The sequence below is a fragment of the Listeria monocytogenes genome (assembly GCF_013282665.1).
Taxonomy (GTDB): domain Bacteria; phylum Bacillota; class Bacilli; order Lactobacillales; family Listeriaceae; genus Listeria; species Listeria monocytogenes_C.
Genome location: NZ_CP054041.1, coordinates 970,432 through 987,681, shown reverse-complemented (window position 1 = coordinate 987,681; position 17,250 = coordinate 970,432). Strand labels below are relative to the sequence as shown.

Here is a 17,250-nt window from a genome sequence, read left to right as displayed (position 1 = left end):
CGCACATCTTTTGTATGATTAAGAAGAAACAACGCCTCGCAAAGCTCCTTTACTTCATTCTCATTTTTGTTTCAAAGTAGATTTTACCTACCTTCAAGAAGTTTCATAATCTCGCTATATATCAAGCTTTACAAACAACTTTCGTGCATTTACAAATAATAGGATTGTTAAAAAAGTCACAAGTAAAGCCCAATGATGTACATTCTTTCCGCAAGTTATTGGGATGAAAGCGTGTACATTTTTACTGGATTTAGATTTATAATTAAAACGAACAGGAGGGAACGACATGTATTTGGATGAGAGAAGTAATTCACTTTTAAAAGAACTCTTACGACATCCTGACACATCGAGTACAAACTTACAAGCAAAATTCGGTTTAACTCGAAGACAAGTCGACTATAGTTTCCAAAAAATTAATAATTGGCTAGAAGAACAGACTTACCCGAAGATTCATCGTGCCGCAAATGGTCGATTTATCGTAGAACCTGACCTGTTTCAAATCATTGGTGAGGAAGATGGCGAAAAAACAGATTGGTACATCCCATCAGAAAAGGAACGCGCCAGTCTAATCATCCTCATGTTAACAACAGGAAGTGAAGAGTTATCCCTTAATCACTTTATAAGCGAGCTGGAGGTGAGCAAGAACACCGTATTACGAGACTTGAAGCTGGTACAAAAGACACTTGAAAAATTCAACCTCGAAGTAAAATATTCACGGATGCGTGGCTATTTAATTGATGGGGATGAATGGAATCAGCGGACAGCACTCATTTATGCGGCAGAACACATCATAGAAAGTTTTGGTGGCGAAGAGTATTTACAGGATTTTATGCAAGTGGACGAAGCGAGAATTAAAGAGCTTCGGGAAAAATTGGAACAAGTCGAGCATCATCTGAATTTGCATTTTATTGACAATAAAATGCAAATACTGCCTTACATTTTAGAAGCTGTTTTTCGGCGGATGAAGAAGGGGCAAACAATTACGACATCTTTCCTGATTGACTACAATGAATTGTCAGATACTCGGGAATACGGAGCTGCAGAGATTTTTATTGAAGAAGAGCCGAATATGCCAGAAGCAGAGCGAATGTACATCACCTTGCAACTTTTAACTTCCAATGTACTTCCGAAACAATATTTAAAATCGGAGGAAACGCACAAGTTAAGACTGGCACTGGAACAAGTTCTAAGCGAATTTGAGAAAAAGGCTTGTATTCAACTAGTAGACAAAGAATCGTTACTTGAAAAATTATTTGCACACATTAAACCTGCGTATTATCGAATTAAGTATCATCTTACAACAGATTACAGCATTTTAGACAAGATTGATCAAGAATTCCAAGCCGTGCATTACATCGTGAAAGAGTCGTTAGCACCATTAGAACGTTTTATTGGTAGCAAAGTTCCTGAAAATGAAAGTATATTTATTACCCTTTTCATTGGAGGGCATTTAATCGAATCCACAGAGAAATTACAAACGAGACTAAAAGCAGTTGTGGTTTGTCCGAACGGATTGTCGATTTCGAGATTGATGGAAAAAACATTACGAAGCCTTTTCCCGGAAATATTTTTCTATCAAGCGATGTCGATTCGAGAATTTGAACAAACAAAGTTAGGTTATGACATTGTATTTTCCGCAGTGCCACTTTCGACCGATAAGAAATTTTTCCTCATCAACCAATTGATGGATGGGAAAGAGCGCCTGGAGCTTAGACGCCGGGTGATGCGGTCGGTTTACTTAGTGGATGAGGTGAATATCAGCGTCGATCAATTAATGAAAACTATTTCCAAATTTGCTGATATTAAAGATGCTGCCCGTCTTGAAAAAGTACTAGCAGACTATTTAATGCCAGTTCCAGAAGAAAACACATCTAAACACGAAGGCAAAAGCTCACTCGCAGATTTGCTTGAAGTAACACGAATCACACGTAAGAAATCAGTGAAAGATTGGCATGAGGCAATTTATCATGCGGCTTTACCGTTACTTTCAGCGGGAGTGGTGGAACCAGCCTACGTGGAAGAAATGAAACGGCAATATCCAGCACCGATTATGAACATCATTCTCCGTAATACCATAGCTATCCCTCATGCGGAAACGGAAAAAGGAGTAAATAGCCTCGGAATGAGCTTACTTTATTTAGAAGAAGGCCTGCCACTCGAAGGCGGTAAAAAGCTACATTTTATCGTCGTCATTGCAGCCATAGATAAAAACGCTCACTTCACAGCTTTACTACAATTGATGGAATTATCGGAGAACAAAAAAGAACTGAAAAAGCTTGCGGATGCTGAAAACACAGAAGAAATGCACCAAATAATTAAAAACTTCACGGACTTGGAAACAAAAAAGACAATGTAGAGAAGTCAGAAAGAATTACAGGAGGATTTCGTAATGGATTTAGTACAATTTTTGAAAAAAGGAATGGTTTGGGTTCAATCAGATATCGAGAAACAAGAGGACCTATTCCAAATGGTCGCAGAAAGTGGAAAGTCTGAAGGGTATGTAACGGATGACTTTTTAACGAGACTAACAGACCGTGAACAAACCTTTCCAACGGGGCTAAAATTAGATGGATACGGCGTGGCATTACCGCACACGGATCCAGAATGCGTTACGGAACAATTTATCGCCGTAATCACTGTGAAAGATGGCATTCCATTTAAATTAATGGAAGATGCTGGTCAAACGGTTGATGCGAATTTGATTTTCGTACTCGGACTAAATGAACCTCACAGCCAGCTCGCGGTACTTCAGCAATTGATGGGGACGATTCAGGATAAAGACAATGTAGCCGCATTACTCAGAGCGAAAGATGAAGACGAAGTAAAACAAATTTTAGAAACCATTACCGTTTAAAGAAACAGGAAAATTAGCCGCGGGAAATCGCAGCAATTAATTAGGAGGAATTTATCATGGGACAATTTAAAATTTTGGTAGCTTGTGGAGCAGGAATTGCAACATCAACAGTAGTAACGGACAGAGTAGAACGTTTGGTAAAAGAAAACAACGTGGATGCAGAAGTAAAACAAATTAAGATTTCAGAAGCAGCATCTATGCAAGACGGAGCGGATTTAATCGTATCAACAACTATTTTACCAACAACTTACAAAATCCCAGCGATTATTGCAACTTCTTATATCACTGGTATGGGTATGGAAGAATTAGACGAAGAAATACTTGCGCACCTTAAATAAAGGCTGCGCAAGGGAGTTTAGAAATCATCATTAAACAGAGAAAAAAGGAGGAAATATTAAATGGATACACTTCTGTCAGGAGTACAGTATGTTTTAAACTTGGGGCCTACAGTTATTTTGCCTATTATGATTTTCTTTATTGCATTAATTTTCCGAGTACCAGCAAAGAAAGCGCTTCGTTCAGCGATTACGATTGGTATCGGGTTTGTAGGTATTAACCTTGTTATTAGTTTACTATCTAGTAACTTAGGTCCGGCAGCACAGCAAATGGTTGAGCGTTTTGGACTGAATTTAACAATTATTGATGCAGGTTGGCCAGCAGCAGCCGCGGCTTCATGGGCTTCTCCAGTTGCAGCAATTTTAATTCCAATCTGTTTGGTAGTTAACTTAGCACTTATTTTCTTCAAAGTTACGAAAACACTTGATATTGATATTTGGAACTACTGGCACTTCATCGCAGCAGGTGCAACTGGTTATATCGTAACTGGTGGTAACTGGTGGTTCGCGATTCTTTGTGCAATCATCTATGAAGTTGCTGTTCTTTGGATGGCAGACAGAACACAACCTATGGTAGAAGAATTTTATGGATTAAAAGGAATCTCCTTACCAACAGGTTCTACAGCAGCATTCGGTTTCATCGGTATTCCAGTTGGTTGGCTAATTGCTAAAATCCCTGGTATCAAAAACATCCACGTTGACCCAGAAACTATTCAAAAACGTTTCGGTATTTTCGGGGAACCAATGATGATGGGTCTTATTCTAGGTATTGCAATCGGTATTCTTGCAGGCTATGACGTTGGGGCAGTTGCACAACTTGGTATGTCCATGGGTGCGGTAATGTTCTTAATGCCTCGTATGGTTAAAATTTTAATGGAAGGGTTAATTCCAATTTCAGAATCCGCTCGTGATTTCATGAAATCTCGTTTCAAAGGCCGCGAACTTTATATCGGGCTTGATGCAGCACTTTCTATCGGTCACCCAGCGAATATTTCTACTGGTTTAATCCTTGTTCCAATCACTCTTTTCTTAGCTGTTATCATTCCTGGTAACAAAGTACTCCCTTTTGGTGACTTGGCAACTATTCCATTCTACGTATCATTCGTAGTAGCATCTCGTAAAGGTAACATTCTTCACTCTGTTTTAGCTGGAACTGTAGTTATTGCACTAGCGCTTCTTATGGCAACTGACTTCGGTCTTGTTCATACAGAAATGATGAAAGGTGTTTACGAATTCCCTAAAGGAGCAACACAAGTTAGTACACTTGATATGGGTGGTAACTTCTTTAACTGGGTTATTCTTAAATTCTCTCAAGCTTGGGCAGCTATTTTCTAAGTTTTGTCTTAATGATATAGAAGAGGTGATAGTAACATGAGAGCAGCTGTGTTATACGAGAATAATGTAATAAAAGCAGAACAAATTGATGAAGCGACTTGTGGGAAAGATCAAGTTCGTGTCGAAGTAAAAGCAGTTGGAATATGTGGATCGGATATTCATAAAATGCAGACTCGCTGGAAATACCCACTGCCTGCTGTAATGGGACATGAATTTGCAGGTGTAGTTACAGAAATTGGTAGCGAAGTAACAAACGTCGCTATCGGCGATCGGGTTGCAGGGATTCCGCTTGAACCTTGTATGGAATGTAATTATTGTAAAGCAGGCGACTTCGCGCTATGCGATAATTACCGCATGGTGGGGTCACACTTCCACGGCGGATTTGCTGAAAATGTCGTCATGAAAGCCGACAATGTCATTTCTATCGGCGACCTTGATTTTGAAGAAGGTGCGATGATTGAACCACTTGCTGTATCGATGCATGGGGTACTTGGTATTCAGCCGAGACTTGGTGATACGGTCATTGTCTTCGGAATTGGCACGATTGGAATTTTGGTTGTACAATGCTTACTTCTTGCGGGTGTGAAAGATATTATCGCGGTTGACATTAGTGATAAAAAATTAGCAGATGCGCGGGAATTCGGTTGTAAATATACCATTAACCCTAAAAATGAAGACTTAAAAGAACGCGTTTTCGCTTATACAAATGGTCTTGGTGCAGATATCGCGCTCGAATGCGCTGGTTCAAAAATAACCCAAGAACAATGCCTTCTTGTAACGAAGAAAAAGGGTAAAGTTGGTTTTCTAGGAATAGCTTACGCAGATGTGCTTTTACACGAGGAAGCTTTTGAAAATATTTTTAGACGTGAACTTACGCTGAAAGGTTTTTGGAATTCTTACTCGGCACCATTCCCAGGTGAGGAGTGGCGTACGTCGATTGAATTCGTGAAACAAGGTCGAATTAAACTGAAACCACTAATTTCGCATCGTTATAAGCTAGAAGAAACGAAAGAAGCGTTTGATATGATTCTTTCCAGAGAACATGATTATAACAAAGTGATGATATTGCCGCAGAAAGGTGACGATTAATTTGAAAGCAGTAGTAAAAACAAATCCCGGATATGATCAAATGGAGCTTAAAGATGTGGAAGAACCACAAGTCTATGGCGACAAAGTAAAAATCAAAGTAGCATTCACTGGTATTTGCGGATCAGATATCCATACGTTTAAAGGAGAATACAAAAATCCAACAACTCCCGTCACACTTGGACATGAATTTTCTGGTGTCGTTGTAGAAGTTGGGCCAGATGTGACGAGTATCAAAGTGGGAGACCGTGTCACAAGTGAAACAACTTTTGAAACTTGTGGAGAATGTATTTATTGTAAGGAACGTGATTACAATTTATGTAGCAATCGTCGCGGCATTGGTACGCAAGCAAATGGTAGTTTTGCAGAATTTGTTTTATCTCGCGAAGAAAGTTGTCACGTGCTTGATGAACGTATTTCGCTCGAAGCAGCAGCACTGACAGAACCGCTTGCTTGTTGTGTGCATTCAGCGCTTGAAAAAACAACGATTCGTTCAGATGACACAGTACTTGTCTTCGGGCCAGGTCCAATTGGTTTGTTACTAGCTCAAGTTGTGAAAGCGCAAGGGGCAACGGTGATTATGGCAGGAATTACCAAAGATAGCGACCGCTTACGTCTAGCAAAAGAACTTGGAATGGACCGGGTTGTCGATACCTTAAAAGAAGACTTGGCTGAAGTTGTGCTAGGCATGACGGATGGTTACGGAGCGGAACGCGTATTTGACTGCTCTGGTGCAGTACCAGCTGTAAATCAAGGATTACCTCTAACAAAGAAAAAAGGCGATTTTGTTCAAGTAGGACTTTTTGCCGAAAAGAAAAATGCGATTGATGAAGAATCTATTATCCAACGTGAAATTGCTTATATCGGCAGCCGTTCGCAAAAACCATCTTCTTGGATTTTGGCGCTCGATTTACTGGCAAATGGCAAAATCAATACGGATAAAATGATTACCAAAGTATACGGTTTAGATGACTGGCGCGAGGCTTTCGAGGCAGTTATGGCAGGAAATGAAATTAAAGTATTAGTGAAATCTTAATAATGGAGGATGGGCTGTATGAAAAAACATCAAAAAAAGGATAACCGTGCAAACGAATCCAAAGCTTCTCGGGCTCAGATGTTTTACAGTAGTCATCCTTAGAAATGAGCCGAGAACATATTCGCGTATGTTCTCGGTTCCATTTCATTATAAGACGTTAAAAGAAAAAAATCTATTAATGAAGGTGAAATTAAATGAAATTAACAATTGGTTGCGACCACGGCGGACGTAGACTAAAAGATGCCATTGTGAAACATTTACGCGAAAAAGATATTGAGGTCGTTGATATTGGAACATACACAGATGAAAGTGTTGATTTTCCATCTTATGCAGAAGAGGTTGCGAATCAAGTAGTAAGTGGGCAATCTGAACTCGGAATCTTATGCTGTGGCACTGGAATAGGTATGAGTATCGCTGCTAATAAAGTAGATGGAATCCGTGCTGCGGTTGTTTCGGATACTTTTTCAGCGCGTGCTACTCGTGAACATAACAATAGCAACATTCTCTGCCTAGGCGAACGTGTTATCGGCGAAGGATTGGCTCTTTTACTTGTTGATACTTGGCTTGAGGCATCATTTGCAGGGGATCGCCATAAACGCCGCTTGGATAAAATTACTGAACTTGAAAGAAAGTGAGGATGAACATGAGGAAAATAGCTGCTTCAATTATGTGTGCAGACCAACTACATTTAGGTGAAGAACTCCGGCGCCTTGAATCTGCTGGTGTGGAACTACTACACTGCGATGTGATGGACGGTGTATATGTGAATAATCTTGCGCTCGGTCCAGAATACTTGGAAATAGTGCGGAACAACACAGAAATCCCATTAGACATACATTTAGCTACTATTACCCCACTTAAATATATTGACATGTTTGGCCCTGTAAAACCGGAATATATTTCGTTTCATGTAGAAGTAGCGGAAGATGTGTCAGAAGTCATCCAGAAAATCCGCTCTTACAACGTTAAACCATCGATTGCGATAAATCCAGAAACACCTATCGAAGCCATTTATCCTTATTTAGACGATGTCGAAATGGTGTTAATGATGACCGTAAACCCGGGTTTTGCGGGGCAAAAATTTCAAACAGATGTATTACAAAAACTGCATGATTTAAAAGCAAAACTAGAAGGAAAAGTGCATGTGCCACTTATCGAAGTGGATGGCAATATTAATAAAGAAACAGTAGGCTTGATGCGAGATTGTTTACCAGACATTTATGTACTAGGCACATCCGCGTTATTTCATGACCGAGATAAAACAAGTTATGCGGAAAGACTAGTACACATTTGGTCAGATGTAGAAAAACATGTGTAATAAAGCACAAACAGTTTAAGGGAGATGACAGTTTTGAAAAAAACATTAGATAGACAAGCAGTAGATACGATTCGTTCGTTATCCATTGATATGATTGAAAAAGCAAACTCAGGGCACCCAGGAATGCCGATGGGAGCAGCCCCAATGGCGTATATGCTATTTGCAAAACATTTAGTATTTAACCCAGCTAACCCAGAATGGTTTAACCGCGATCGCTTTGTTTTATCAGCAGGGCACGGGTCTGCGCTACTTTATAGCATGCTTCATTTATTTGGTTATGATGTGAAAATGGAAGACTTAAAACAGTTCCGTCAATTAGATAGTTTGACACCAGGACACCCTGAATTTGGATGGACTGCGGGAGTTGACGCAACGAGTGGACCGCTTGGACAAGGGATTGGTATGGCGGCTGGAATGGCACTTGCAGAGTCTCATTTAGCGGCAGAGTATAATCAACCAAACTATCCAATTGTCGACCATTATACGTATGCGATTTGTGGTGACGGAGACTTGATGGAAGGTGTGGCATCAGAAACAGCCTCACTCGCAGGACATTTAGGTCTTGGAAAATTAATCGTATTGTACGATTCCAATGATATTTGTTTAGATGGCGATTTAAGTGCAACGTTCAGTGAAAATACGGCAGAACGTTTCCGTGCGTATGGCTGGCAAGTTTTACGCGTAGAAGATGGCAATAATTTAGCGGCCATTCAAGAAAAAATTGTTCAAGCGAAATTAGAAACATCGAAACCAACGCTAATCGAAGTGAAAACAGTCATCGGTTACGGCGCGCCAACCAAAGCAGGTAGCTCCGCAAGTCACGGTGCTCCGCTCGGTGAAAAAGAAGCAAATGGTGCAAAAGAGCATTACGAATGGACAGAAGAACCTTTCACAGTCCCAGCTGAAGTTCGTGATTACTTAAGAAATTACAAAGCGCGCGGAGAAAAACTAGAAGGCGCTTGGAACACAATGCTCGCTAATTACAAAAAAGAATTCCCAGAACTTGCAAGTCAATTAGACCGCGTGTTAGCGGGGGAAGTAGCTGCCGATTGGAATGCTAATTTGCCAACTTTTGAAGCAGGCACAAATGTTGCAACGCGCTCTGCATCAGGAAAAATGATTAACGCAATTGCAGCCGAATTACCGGAACTTTTCGGGGGATCCGCTGACCTAGGTTGCTCGAATAAAACATTTATTGATGCGAGCCCAGCCTACAGCATACAAGACCCAGCTGGTAAAAATATCTGGTTCGGTGTGCGCGAATTTGCGATGGGAGCAATGTTAAACGGAATGGCGCTTCATAGCGGTTTACGAGTATTTGGCTCCACTTTCTTCGTCTTCTCAGACTATGTGCGTCCAGCAATGCGGATGGCTGCTTTAATGCAACTCCCAGTAACATATGTATTCACGCATGACAGTATCGCTGTTGGTGAAGACGGACCGACACACGAACCAATTGAACAACTAGCCTCGCTTCGTGCTATGCCAGGCCTAACAGTTATCCGTCCAGCCGATGCCAAAGAAACGCGCGCTGCTTGGGAAATTGCCGCAACCAATACTCACGGTCCAATCGCGCTTGTATTATCACGCCAAGACTTACCAGTACTTGAAAATGAACAAGAAGAAGTGGACGCAGGTGTAGATAAAGGTGCTTATATTGTAGCACCAGCAAAGAGTTCCAAACCAGACGCTATCATTATCGCAACAGGGTCCGAAGTGTCCCTTGCAATCGAAGCGAAAGCCGAACTTGCGAAAAAAGACTTAGACGTTTCCGTTGTCAGTTTATCCAGCTGGGAACGCTTTGAAAAAACAACCGATGCTTATAAAGAAAGCATTTTACCAAAAGAAGTCACAGCGAGATTTGCGATTGAAGCTGGAGCAACATTCGGTTGGAAAGAATTTATTGGGTCAGAAGGCGATATGTTAGGAATCGATCACTTCGGCGCATCTGCCCCTGCGAAAGATTTGTTTAACGCTTACGGGTTCACGCCTGAAAATGTGGCGAATCGTGTCGAAGCAGTGATTGCGAAAGCCGGTGTACGCGTATGACATTTGTAGCGCCGTCTTTACTTGCAGCTGATTATATGAACATGGCAAATTCCATTAAAGAAGCAGAACATGCCGGAGCTGACTACCTTCATATCGATGTCATGGACGGACATTTTGTGCCGAATCTGACGTTTGGAATTGATATGGTGGAACAAATTGGGAAAACAGCAACTATTCCACTGGATGTCCACTTAATGCTCTCAAATCCAGAAAACTATATTGAAAAATTTGCCGCAGCTGGGGCGCACATCATTTCCGTGCATATCGAAGCGGCGCCGCACATCCACCGCGTCATTCAACAAATTAAGGCAGTGGGCTGTAAAGCGGGAGTGGTGCTTAACCCAGGAACTCCGGCGAGCGTGCTGGATGCCGTTTTAGCAGATGTAGATTTAGTCTTACAAATGACCGTCAACCCAGGTTTTGGTGGACAAGCTTTCATTGATTCTACCATCAAAAATATGCGTTATCTGGATAATTGGCGTCGAGAAAATAACGGCAGCTATGTGATTGAAGTCGACGGTGGCGTAAATGCCGAAACTGCTGAAAAATGTAAGCAAGCAGGCGTAGACGTACTCGTTGCTGGATCATACTTCTTTGGAGCAACAGACAAAGCAGCCTGTATTCAAGGATTGAAAAAATAAAATATGAAAAAACTAGGTTGCCTAAAAAAGCGCCTAGTTTTTTTATATTATATAGTAGATATTTTTTTAATTGATACATCCACCCCACTAGCTTATACTTAAATTAATACGACAACGAAAAGGAAGAGGTCTATGACACAACTAGCATTTCGAAACGGGACAGAACAAGACACGAAGTTAATTCTTCGTTTTATTACCGAACTAGCAACGCATGAAGGCATTGAAAAAGACGTAGTAGCAACAGAATCTGGCTTACACAAAGCCCTTTTTCAAGAAAAATCAGCCGAAGTAATTATCGCTGAATATGAAGGGGAGCCAATTGGTTTCGCACTCTTTTTCCATAACTTTTCCACATTACTTGGCAAAAAAGGCTTATACCTAGAAGACCTTTACATCATTCCAAAAATGCGCGGTAAAGGCTTTGGAACACAATTTTTCAGCTATTTATCCAAACTCGCTTTATCACGCGATTGCGGCAGATTTGAATGGTGGTGCCTAAATGAAAACAAATCAGGCATGGATTTTTACGAAAAAATTGGCGCAGAAAAAATGTCAGAATGGACTGTACATAGGCTCACTAAAGCCGAAATGGAAAAACTAAGCAACCTATGAAAGGATGGGATTTAAATGAAATGGGATAAACTATTAAATGATAAACGTCGCCGCGAATCCGGTGTCACTCGTTCGAAAAACACCGACGTACGTAGCGCTTTTGAAAATGATTTCCAGCGTATCGTCATGAGTGCATCATTTCGCCGTTTGCAAGATAAAACCCAAGTATTCCCACTAGAAAAAAGCGATTTTGTGCGTACGCGACTAACCCATTCAATGGAAGTAAGTACGATTGCAAAATCAATGGGAAACATGGTTACACACACAATCCAGGAAGAAAACTTAGACAAAGATTTTACAAAAGATCATGCGGATAAAATTCCGGAAATCCTTGCTTGTGCAGGACTTTTACACGATATGGGCAATCCGCCGTTCGGTCATTTTGGTGAAGAAAGTATCCGTGAGTGGTTCCGCGACAATTTAGCAACCATCACTTACAAAAATAAAAGCCTAGCAGAAATCCTTACACCGCAAATGAAAGAAGACTTTTACTACTTTGAAGGTAACGCGCAAGTGCTTCGTGTAGTTTCCAAACTGCATTATCTTTTCGACCAATACGGCTTAAACCTGACATTTGCCACTTTAAATGCGGTTATCAAATACCCAGTTTCTTCTTTAAAAGTAAATAAAAAACAAATCAAAAGCAAAAAACTAGGCTATTTTTACGCTGATGAATCGCTTTTTAATGAAATAACAACCGCTACAGAAGCGCTCGATAATCGTCATCCGCTCACTTACTTACTTGAAGTGGCAGATGACATCGCATACCTAAACGCCGACCTAGAAGACGGCGTGAAAAAAGGCATCGTGAACATCACGCAAATCTTAAAAGGTTTTGAAGAGGTTGAAGAGCATAATAAAGTAACTGCCGCGTGCTACAACGAACTCAAGAAAAAAAGCGAGCGCTACGAAGGACAAGAAGAAAGTTTCATCGTACAACAATGGCTCGCATCGAACGTCCGTGGTCAATTAATCAATCGCTCCCTTGAAGTGTTTTATGAGAACTATGACGCCATCATGGCAGGCACATTCAACGACTCGCTCATCGAGGCTTCAAGCGCTGAACAACTCGTACAAATTTTACAAAGCCTGTCATTCACGTACATTTACCAAGATAAAGGTATTGTTGAATCCGAAATCGCCGGCAACGAAATCATCTCCAAATTGCTTGAAACATTCATCCCAGCTGTGCTTTATTACGACAGCGAAACACCAGAACGCCAAACGGCCAAAGATAAACGCCTACTAACCTTGATTTCTGACAACTACTTAGGCTGTTATCGCAAAAATGCAGAAGGCGAGAACGAAACAATGAAACTATATCTCCGCCTGCTACTTGTAACAGACTTCATTTGCGGCATGACCGACAGCTACGCGAAAGATTTATATCAACGGTTGAATGGACTGAGTTAATTAACTAAATTTCAAGTAACACCTTGACATCTAAACCTCAAGGTGTTACTATATTCAAGGTGCCTCTACTATAAACAGAGGTCTGAAAATAAAACAGCGTTGTAGGTCGAACTTACAGCCATTTTATTTTACCGAAAAAATGAACCACCTGGATGTGTGGAACTACTAAACAAGGAAGGAGGAATTTATCCCATGCCTACAATTAACCAATTAGTACGCAAACCTCGTCAATCTAAAATTAAAAAATCTACATCACCTGCTTTGAACAAGGGTCTAAACAGTTTTAAAAGAGAACTAACAGACGTTAACTCTCCGCAAAAACGTGGCGTATGTACTCGTGTTGGTACCATGACTCCTAAAAAACCTAACTCGGCGCTTCGTAAATATGCCCGTGTACGTTTGAGTAATGGTATTGAAGTAACAGCTTACATTCCTGGTATTGGTCACAACTTACAAGAACATAGTGTTGTTCTTATTCGTGGTGGACGTGTAAAAGATTTACCAGGGGTACGTTATCATATCGTTCGTGGAGCGCTTGATACAGCTGGTGTTGAAAATAGAGGACAAAGCCGTTCTAAATACGGTACGAAAAAACCTAAAAAATAATACTTATAAAATATGAAAGGAGGATATCCGATGCCTCGTAAAGGTCCTGTTGCTAAACGTGACGTGTTACCAGATCCGATTTATAATTCGAAACTAGTAACTCGTTTAATTAATAAAATGATGGTTGACGGAAAACGTGGAAAGTCTCAAGCTATCCTATATTCCGCATTCGATATCATTGCACAAGAAACTGGTAAAGATCCGATGGAAGTATTTGAACAAGCTATGAAGAACATTATGCCTCTTCTTGAAGTTAAAGCTCGCCGTGTAGGTGGTGCTAACTATCAAGTACCTATCGAAGTACGTGCTGACCGTCGTTCTACTCTTGGTCTTCGTTGGTTAGTAAATTATGCTCGCCTTCGTGGAGAGAAAACAATGGAAGTACGTGTTGCTCGCGAAATCATGGATGCTGCCAATAATACTGGTGCTTCTGTTAAGAAACGCGAAGATACACACAAAATGGCTGATGCTAACAGAGCGTTCGCTCACTATCGTTGGTAAAAAAATCACTGACAAATTCCAGGCGTATTGCCTGAAAAATTGTTTTATGGAAGGAGAAATACAACATGGCTAGAGAGTTCTCCTTAGAAAAGACTCGTAATATTGGTATCATGGCCCACATTGATGCGGGTAAAACTACCACTACTGAACGTATCCTTTTCTATACAGGGCGTATTCACAAAATTGGTGAAACCCATGAAGGTGCTTCTCAAATGGACTGGATGGAGCAAGAGCAAGAACGTGGTATTACAATCACTTCTGCTGCGACAACAGCTCAATGGAAAGGCTACCGAGTAAACATTATCGATACACCAGGACACGTAGACTTCACAGTTGAAGTTGAACGTTCTCTTCGTGTACTTGATGGTGCTGTTGCGGTTCTAGATGCACAATCTGGTGTAGAACCACAAACAGAAACAGTTTGGCGTCAAGCTACTACTTACGGGGTTCCTCGTGTAGTATTTGTCAACAAAATGGACAAAATCGGCGCAGACTTCCTATATTCTGTAGGTACTTTGCATGAACGTTTGGCTGCCAACGCGCACCCAATCCAACTCCCAATCGGGGCCGAAGATACATTTGAAGGTATCATTGACTTAATCGAAATGAACGCGTTGTATTACGAAGATGATTTAGGAAATGACCCTCATATTAAAGAAATTCCAGCTGATCTGAAAGACTTAGCAGACGAATACCGCGGTAAATTAGTGGAAGCAGTTGCTGAACTTGACGAAGAGCTAATGATGAAATACCTAGAAGGCGAAGAAATTACAAAAGAAGAACTTAAAGCTGGTATCCGTAAAGGAACACTTAACGTTGAGTTCTATCCTGTAGTTTGTGGTACAGCATTCAAAAACAAAGGTGTTCAACCAATGTTAGATGCAGTGCTTGATTACCTTCCAGCACCAACAGATGTTCCAGCTATTAACGGCGTATTGCCTGATGGAGAAGAAGCTGCTCGTCACGCTGACGATTCAGAACCATTCTCTTCCCTAGCATTCAAAGTTATGACTGACCCTTATGTTGGACGCTTAACTTTCTTCCGTGTTTATTCCGGTACTTTGAATTCCGGTTCATATGTACAAAACTCGACTAAAGGTAAACGTGAACGTGTTGGACGTATCCTTCAAATGCACGCTAATCACCGTGAAGAGATTTCGATCGTATACGCTGGTGACATCGCTGCTGCTGTAGGACTTAAAGATACAACTACTGGGGACACTTTATGTGATGAAAAAGAACAAATTATCTTAGAATCCATGGAATTCCCAGAACCAGTTATCCAAGTCGCTATCGAACCTAAATCGAAAGCTGACCAAGATAAAATGGGGCAAGCTCTTGCGAAACTAGCGGAAGAAGATCCAACTTTCCGTGCTGAAACTGACCAAGAAACTGGCCAAACTCTTATCTCCGGTATGGGTGAACTTCACCTTGACATCCTTGTTGACCGTATGAGACGTGAATTCCGCGTTGAAGCTAACGTTGGTGATCCACAAGTTTCTTATCGTGAAACATTCCGTAAATCTGCTCAAGTTGAAGGTAAATTCGTACGTCAATCCGGTGGACGTGGACAATATGGTCACGTTTGGATTGAATTCGGACCAAACGAAGAAGGTAAAGGATTTGAATTTGAAAATGCAATCGTTGGTGGGGTTGTTCCACGTGAATACATCCCAGCTGTACAAGCAGGTCTTGAAGGCGCACTAGATAATGGTGTACTTGCAGGCTACCCACTGATTGACATCAAAGCAAAACTTTACGACGGATCTTACCATGACGTCGATTCCAATGAGATGGCCTTCAAAGTGGCTGCTTCAATGGCATTACGTAATGCTGCTAAGAAATGTGATCCTGTAATCCTTGAGCCTATGATGGCTGTAGAGGTTGTTATCCCAGAAGAATACCTTGGTGATATCATGGGTAACATTACTTCCCGTCGTGGTCGTGTAGATGGTATGGAAGCTCGCGGTAACGCTCAAGTTGTTCGCGCATTTGTACCACTTGCAAATATGTTTGGTTATGCAACTCACCTTCGTTCAGGTACGCAAGGTCGTGGTGTATACACTATGCAATTTGACCACTATGAAGAAGTTCCTAAATCTATTGCTGAAGAAATCATTAAAGCTAATGGTGGAAACAACAAAGAAGATTAATTGATTTTTTTCGCAACATCAAGTATAACTTTAGTTAGAAGTATTGCTTAGTTTAAATTTAAGCTAAGTAAAAAATAATTATCGAATTATCGAGGAGGATATTTTAAAATGGCAAAAGAAAAATTTGACCGCTCTAAACCCCATGTTAACATTGGTACTATTGGACACGTTGACCATGGTAAAACAACTTTAACTGCTGCAATTACAACTGTACTTGCTAAAAAAGGCTTTGCTGATGCACAAGCTTATGACCAAATTGATGGTGCTCCAGAAGAAAGAGAACGTGGAATCACAATCTCTACTGCTCACGTTGAGTATCAAACTGACAACCGTCACTATGCACACGTTGACTGCCCAGGACATGCCGATTACGTTAAAAACATGATCACTGGTGCTGCACAAATGGACGGAGCTATCTTAGTAGTATCTGCTGCTGATGGCCCAATGCCACAAACTCGTGAACATATCTTACTTTCACGTCAAGTTGGTGTTCCATACATCGTTGTATTCATGAACAAATGTGACATGGTTGACGATGAAGAATTACTAGAATTAGTTGAAATGGAAATTCGTGATCTATTAACTGAATATGAATTCCCTGGCGATGACATTCCTGTAATCAAAGGTTCAGCTCTTAAAGCACTTCAAGGTGAAGCTGACTGGGAAGCTAAAATTGACGAGTTAATGGAAGCTGTAGATGCTTACATTCCAACTCCAGAACGTGATACTGACAAACCATTCATGATGCCAGTTGAGGATGTATTCTCAATCACTGGTCGTGGAACAGTTGCAACTGGACGTGTTGACCGTGGACAAGTTAAAGTTGGTGACGAAGTAGAAGTTATCGGTATTGAAGAAGAAAGCAAAAAAGTAGTAGTAACTGGAGTAGAAATGTTCCGTAAATTACTAGACTACGCTGAAGCTGGCGACAACATTGGCGCACTTCTACGTGGTGTTGCTCGTGAAGATATCCAACGTGGTCAAGTATTAGCTAAACCAGGTTCGATTACTCCACACACTAACTTCAAAGCGGAAACTTATGTTTTAACTAAAGAAGAAGGTGGACGTCACACTCCATTCTTCAACAACTACCGCCCACAATTCTATTTCCGTACTACTGACGTAACTGGTATTGTTACACTTCCAGAAGGTACTGAAATGGTAATGCCTGGTGATAACATTGAGCTTGCAGTTGAACTAATTGCACCAATCGCTATCGAAGACGGTACTAAATTCTCTATCCGTGAAGGCGGACGTACAGTAGGCGCTGGCGTTGTTTCTAACATCAGCAAATAATATCTGATACGATTC

General features: G+C 41.0%; 16 protein-coding genes. All 16 read left to right on the top strand.

Annotation, left to right across the window (positions count from 1 at the left end):
• Positions 1–286 precede the first annotated feature (286 nt).
• Complete coding sequence (locus HRK21_RS05050) at positions 287–2,356, top strand: BglG family transcription antiterminator (protein ID WP_069887424.1); 2,070 nt, start codon at positions 287–289, stop codon at positions 2,354–2,356.
• A gap of 33 nt (positions 2,357–2,389) precedes the next feature.
• Positions 2,390–2,854, top strand: coding sequence for a PTS sugar transporter subunit IIA (locus tag HRK21_RS05045; RefSeq protein ID WP_069887423.1), 465 nt, complete (start codon positions 2,390–2,392; stop codon positions 2,852–2,854).
• Between the two features lie 56 nt (positions 2,855–2,910).
• On the top strand, positions 2,911–3,192 hold the full coding sequence (locus tag HRK21_RS05040) for a PTS sugar transporter subunit IIB (RefSeq protein ID WP_003722023.1): 282 nt from the start codon (positions 2,911–2,913) through the stop codon (positions 3,190–3,192).
• Between the two features lie 60 nt (positions 3,193–3,252).
• A complete protein-coding gene (locus HRK21_RS05035; RefSeq protein WP_069887422.1) occupies positions 3,253–4,524 on the top strand; it encodes a PTS galactitol transporter subunit IIC in 1,272 nt (423 codons plus the stop codon).
• 36 nt (positions 4,525–4,560) lie between these two features.
• Positions 4,561–5,613, top strand: coding sequence for a galactitol-1-phosphate 5-dehydrogenase (locus HRK21_RS05030; RefSeq protein ID WP_003722021.1), 1,053 nt, complete (start codon positions 4,561–4,563; stop codon positions 5,611–5,613).
• Between the two features lies 1 nt (position 5,614).
• Positions 5,615–6,646 carry a zinc-binding dehydrogenase gene (locus tag HRK21_RS05025; protein ID WP_069887421.1) on the top strand — a complete coding sequence of 344 codons (1,032 nt, stop codon included), beginning with the start codon at positions 5,615–5,617 and terminating at the stop codon, positions 6,644–6,646.
• 194 nt (positions 6,647–6,840) lie between these two features.
• On the top strand, positions 6,841–7,281 hold the full coding sequence (rpiB, locus tag HRK21_RS05020; protein ID WP_003722019.1) for a ribose 5-phosphate isomerase B: 441 nt from the start codon (positions 6,841–6,843) through the stop codon (positions 7,279–7,281).
• An 8-nt stretch (positions 7,282–7,289) separates the two neighbouring features.
• Positions 7,290–7,964 carry a ribulose-phosphate 3-epimerase gene (locus HRK21_RS05015; RefSeq protein WP_003739870.1) on the top strand — a complete coding sequence of 225 codons (675 nt, stop codon included), beginning with the start codon at positions 7,290–7,292 and terminating at the stop codon, positions 7,962–7,964.
• Between the two features lie 33 nt (positions 7,965–7,997).
• Positions 7,998–10,013 carry a transketolase gene (gene tkt, locus HRK21_RS05010; RefSeq protein ID WP_070006580.1) on the top strand — a complete coding sequence of 672 codons (2,016 nt, stop codon included), beginning with the start codon at positions 7,998–8,000 and terminating at the stop codon, positions 10,011–10,013.
• Positions 10,010–10,654: a ribulose-phosphate 3-epimerase gene (gene rpe / locus HRK21_RS05005; protein ID WP_069887418.1), complete on the top strand. Its 645-nt coding sequence runs from the start codon at positions 10,010–10,012 to the stop codon at positions 10,652–10,654. Before tkt ends, rpe begins: the two co-directional genes overlap by 4 nt.
• Positions 10,655–10,786: 132 nt before the next feature.
• Positions 10,787–11,266 (top strand): GNAT family N-acetyltransferase, encoded by a 480-nt coding sequence (locus HRK21_RS05000; RefSeq protein ID WP_070006579.1) that lies wholly within the window; start codon positions 10,787–10,789, stop codon positions 11,264–11,266.
• A 15-nt stretch (positions 11,267–11,281) separates the two neighbouring features.
• Positions 11,282–12,679 carry a deoxyguanosinetriphosphate triphosphohydrolase gene (locus HRK21_RS04995; RefSeq protein WP_070006578.1) on the top strand — a complete coding sequence of 466 codons (1,398 nt, stop codon included), beginning with the start codon at positions 11,282–11,284 and terminating at the stop codon, positions 12,677–12,679.
• Positions 12,680–12,871: 192 nt separating this feature from the next.
• Positions 12,872–13,285, top strand: coding sequence for a 30S ribosomal protein S12 (rpsL, locus tag HRK21_RS04990; RefSeq protein ID WP_003720973.1), 414 nt, complete (start codon positions 12,872–12,874; stop codon positions 13,283–13,285).
• A 30-nt stretch (positions 13,286–13,315) separates the two neighbouring features.
• Entirely contained in the window at positions 13,316–13,786 is a 471-nt protein-coding gene (gene rpsG / locus HRK21_RS04985) for a 30S ribosomal protein S7 (RefSeq protein ID WP_003722012.1), read from the top strand.
• Positions 13,787–13,851: 65 nt separating this feature from the next.
• Positions 13,852–15,939, top strand: a complete 2,088-nt coding sequence (gene fusA / locus HRK21_RS04980) for an elongation factor G (protein WP_003724965.1) — start codon at positions 13,852–13,854, stop codon at positions 15,937–15,939.
• A 108-nt stretch (positions 15,940–16,047) separates the two neighbouring features.
• Positions 16,048–17,235 carry an elongation factor Tu gene (gene tuf / locus HRK21_RS04975; RefSeq protein WP_069887415.1) on the top strand — a complete coding sequence of 396 codons (1,188 nt, stop codon included), beginning with the start codon at positions 16,048–16,050 and terminating at the stop codon, positions 17,233–17,235.
• Positions 17,236–17,250 lie beyond the last annotated feature (15 nt).

What these genes read in the sequence shown, in the direction of transcription:
- HRK21_RS05050 (WP_069887424.1), top strand. Translation starts at nt 287, where the DNA reads ATGTATTTGGATGAGAGAAGTAATTCACTTTTAAAAGAACTCTTACGA.
- HRK21_RS05045 (WP_069887423.1), top strand. Translation starts at nt 2,390, where the DNA reads ATGGATTTAGTACAATTTTTGAAAAAAGGAATGGTTTGGGTTCAATCA.
- HRK21_RS05040 (WP_003722023.1), top strand. Translation starts at nt 2,911, where the DNA reads ATGGGACAATTTAAAATTTTGGTAGCTTGTGGAGCAGGAATTGCAACA.
- HRK21_RS05035 (WP_069887422.1), top strand. Translation starts at nt 3,253, where the DNA reads ATGGATACACTTCTGTCAGGAGTACAGTATGTTTTAAACTTGGGGCCT.
- HRK21_RS05030 (WP_003722021.1), top strand. Translation starts at nt 4,561, where the DNA reads ATGAGAGCAGCTGTGTTATACGAGAATAATGTAATAAAAGCAGAACAA.
- rpiB (WP_003722019.1), top strand. Translation starts at nt 6,841, where the DNA reads ATGAAATTAACAATTGGTTGCGACCACGGCGGACGTAGACTAAAAGAT.
- HRK21_RS05015 (WP_003739870.1), top strand. Translation starts at nt 7,290, where the DNA reads ATGAGGAAAATAGCTGCTTCAATTATGTGTGCAGACCAACTACATTTA.
- rpe (WP_069887418.1), top strand. Translation starts at nt 10,010, where the DNA reads ATGACATTTGTAGCGCCGTCTTTACTTGCAGCTGATTATATGAACATG.
- HRK21_RS05000 (WP_070006579.1), top strand. Translation starts at nt 10,787, where the DNA reads ATGACACAACTAGCATTTCGAAACGGGACAGAACAAGACACGAAGTTA.
- HRK21_RS04995 (WP_070006578.1), top strand. Translation starts at nt 11,282, where the DNA reads ATGAAATGGGATAAACTATTAAATGATAAACGTCGCCGCGAATCCGGT.
- rpsL (WP_003720973.1), top strand. Translation starts at nt 12,872, where the DNA reads ATGCCTACAATTAACCAATTAGTACGCAAACCTCGTCAATCTAAAATT.
- rpsG (WP_003722012.1), top strand. Translation starts at nt 13,316, where the DNA reads ATGCCTCGTAAAGGTCCTGTTGCTAAACGTGACGTGTTACCAGATCCG.
- fusA (WP_003724965.1), top strand. Translation starts at nt 13,852, where the DNA reads ATGGCTAGAGAGTTCTCCTTAGAAAAGACTCGTAATATTGGTATCATG.
- tuf (WP_069887415.1), top strand. Translation starts at nt 16,048, where the DNA reads ATGGCAAAAGAAAAATTTGACCGCTCTAAACCCCATGTTAACATTGGT.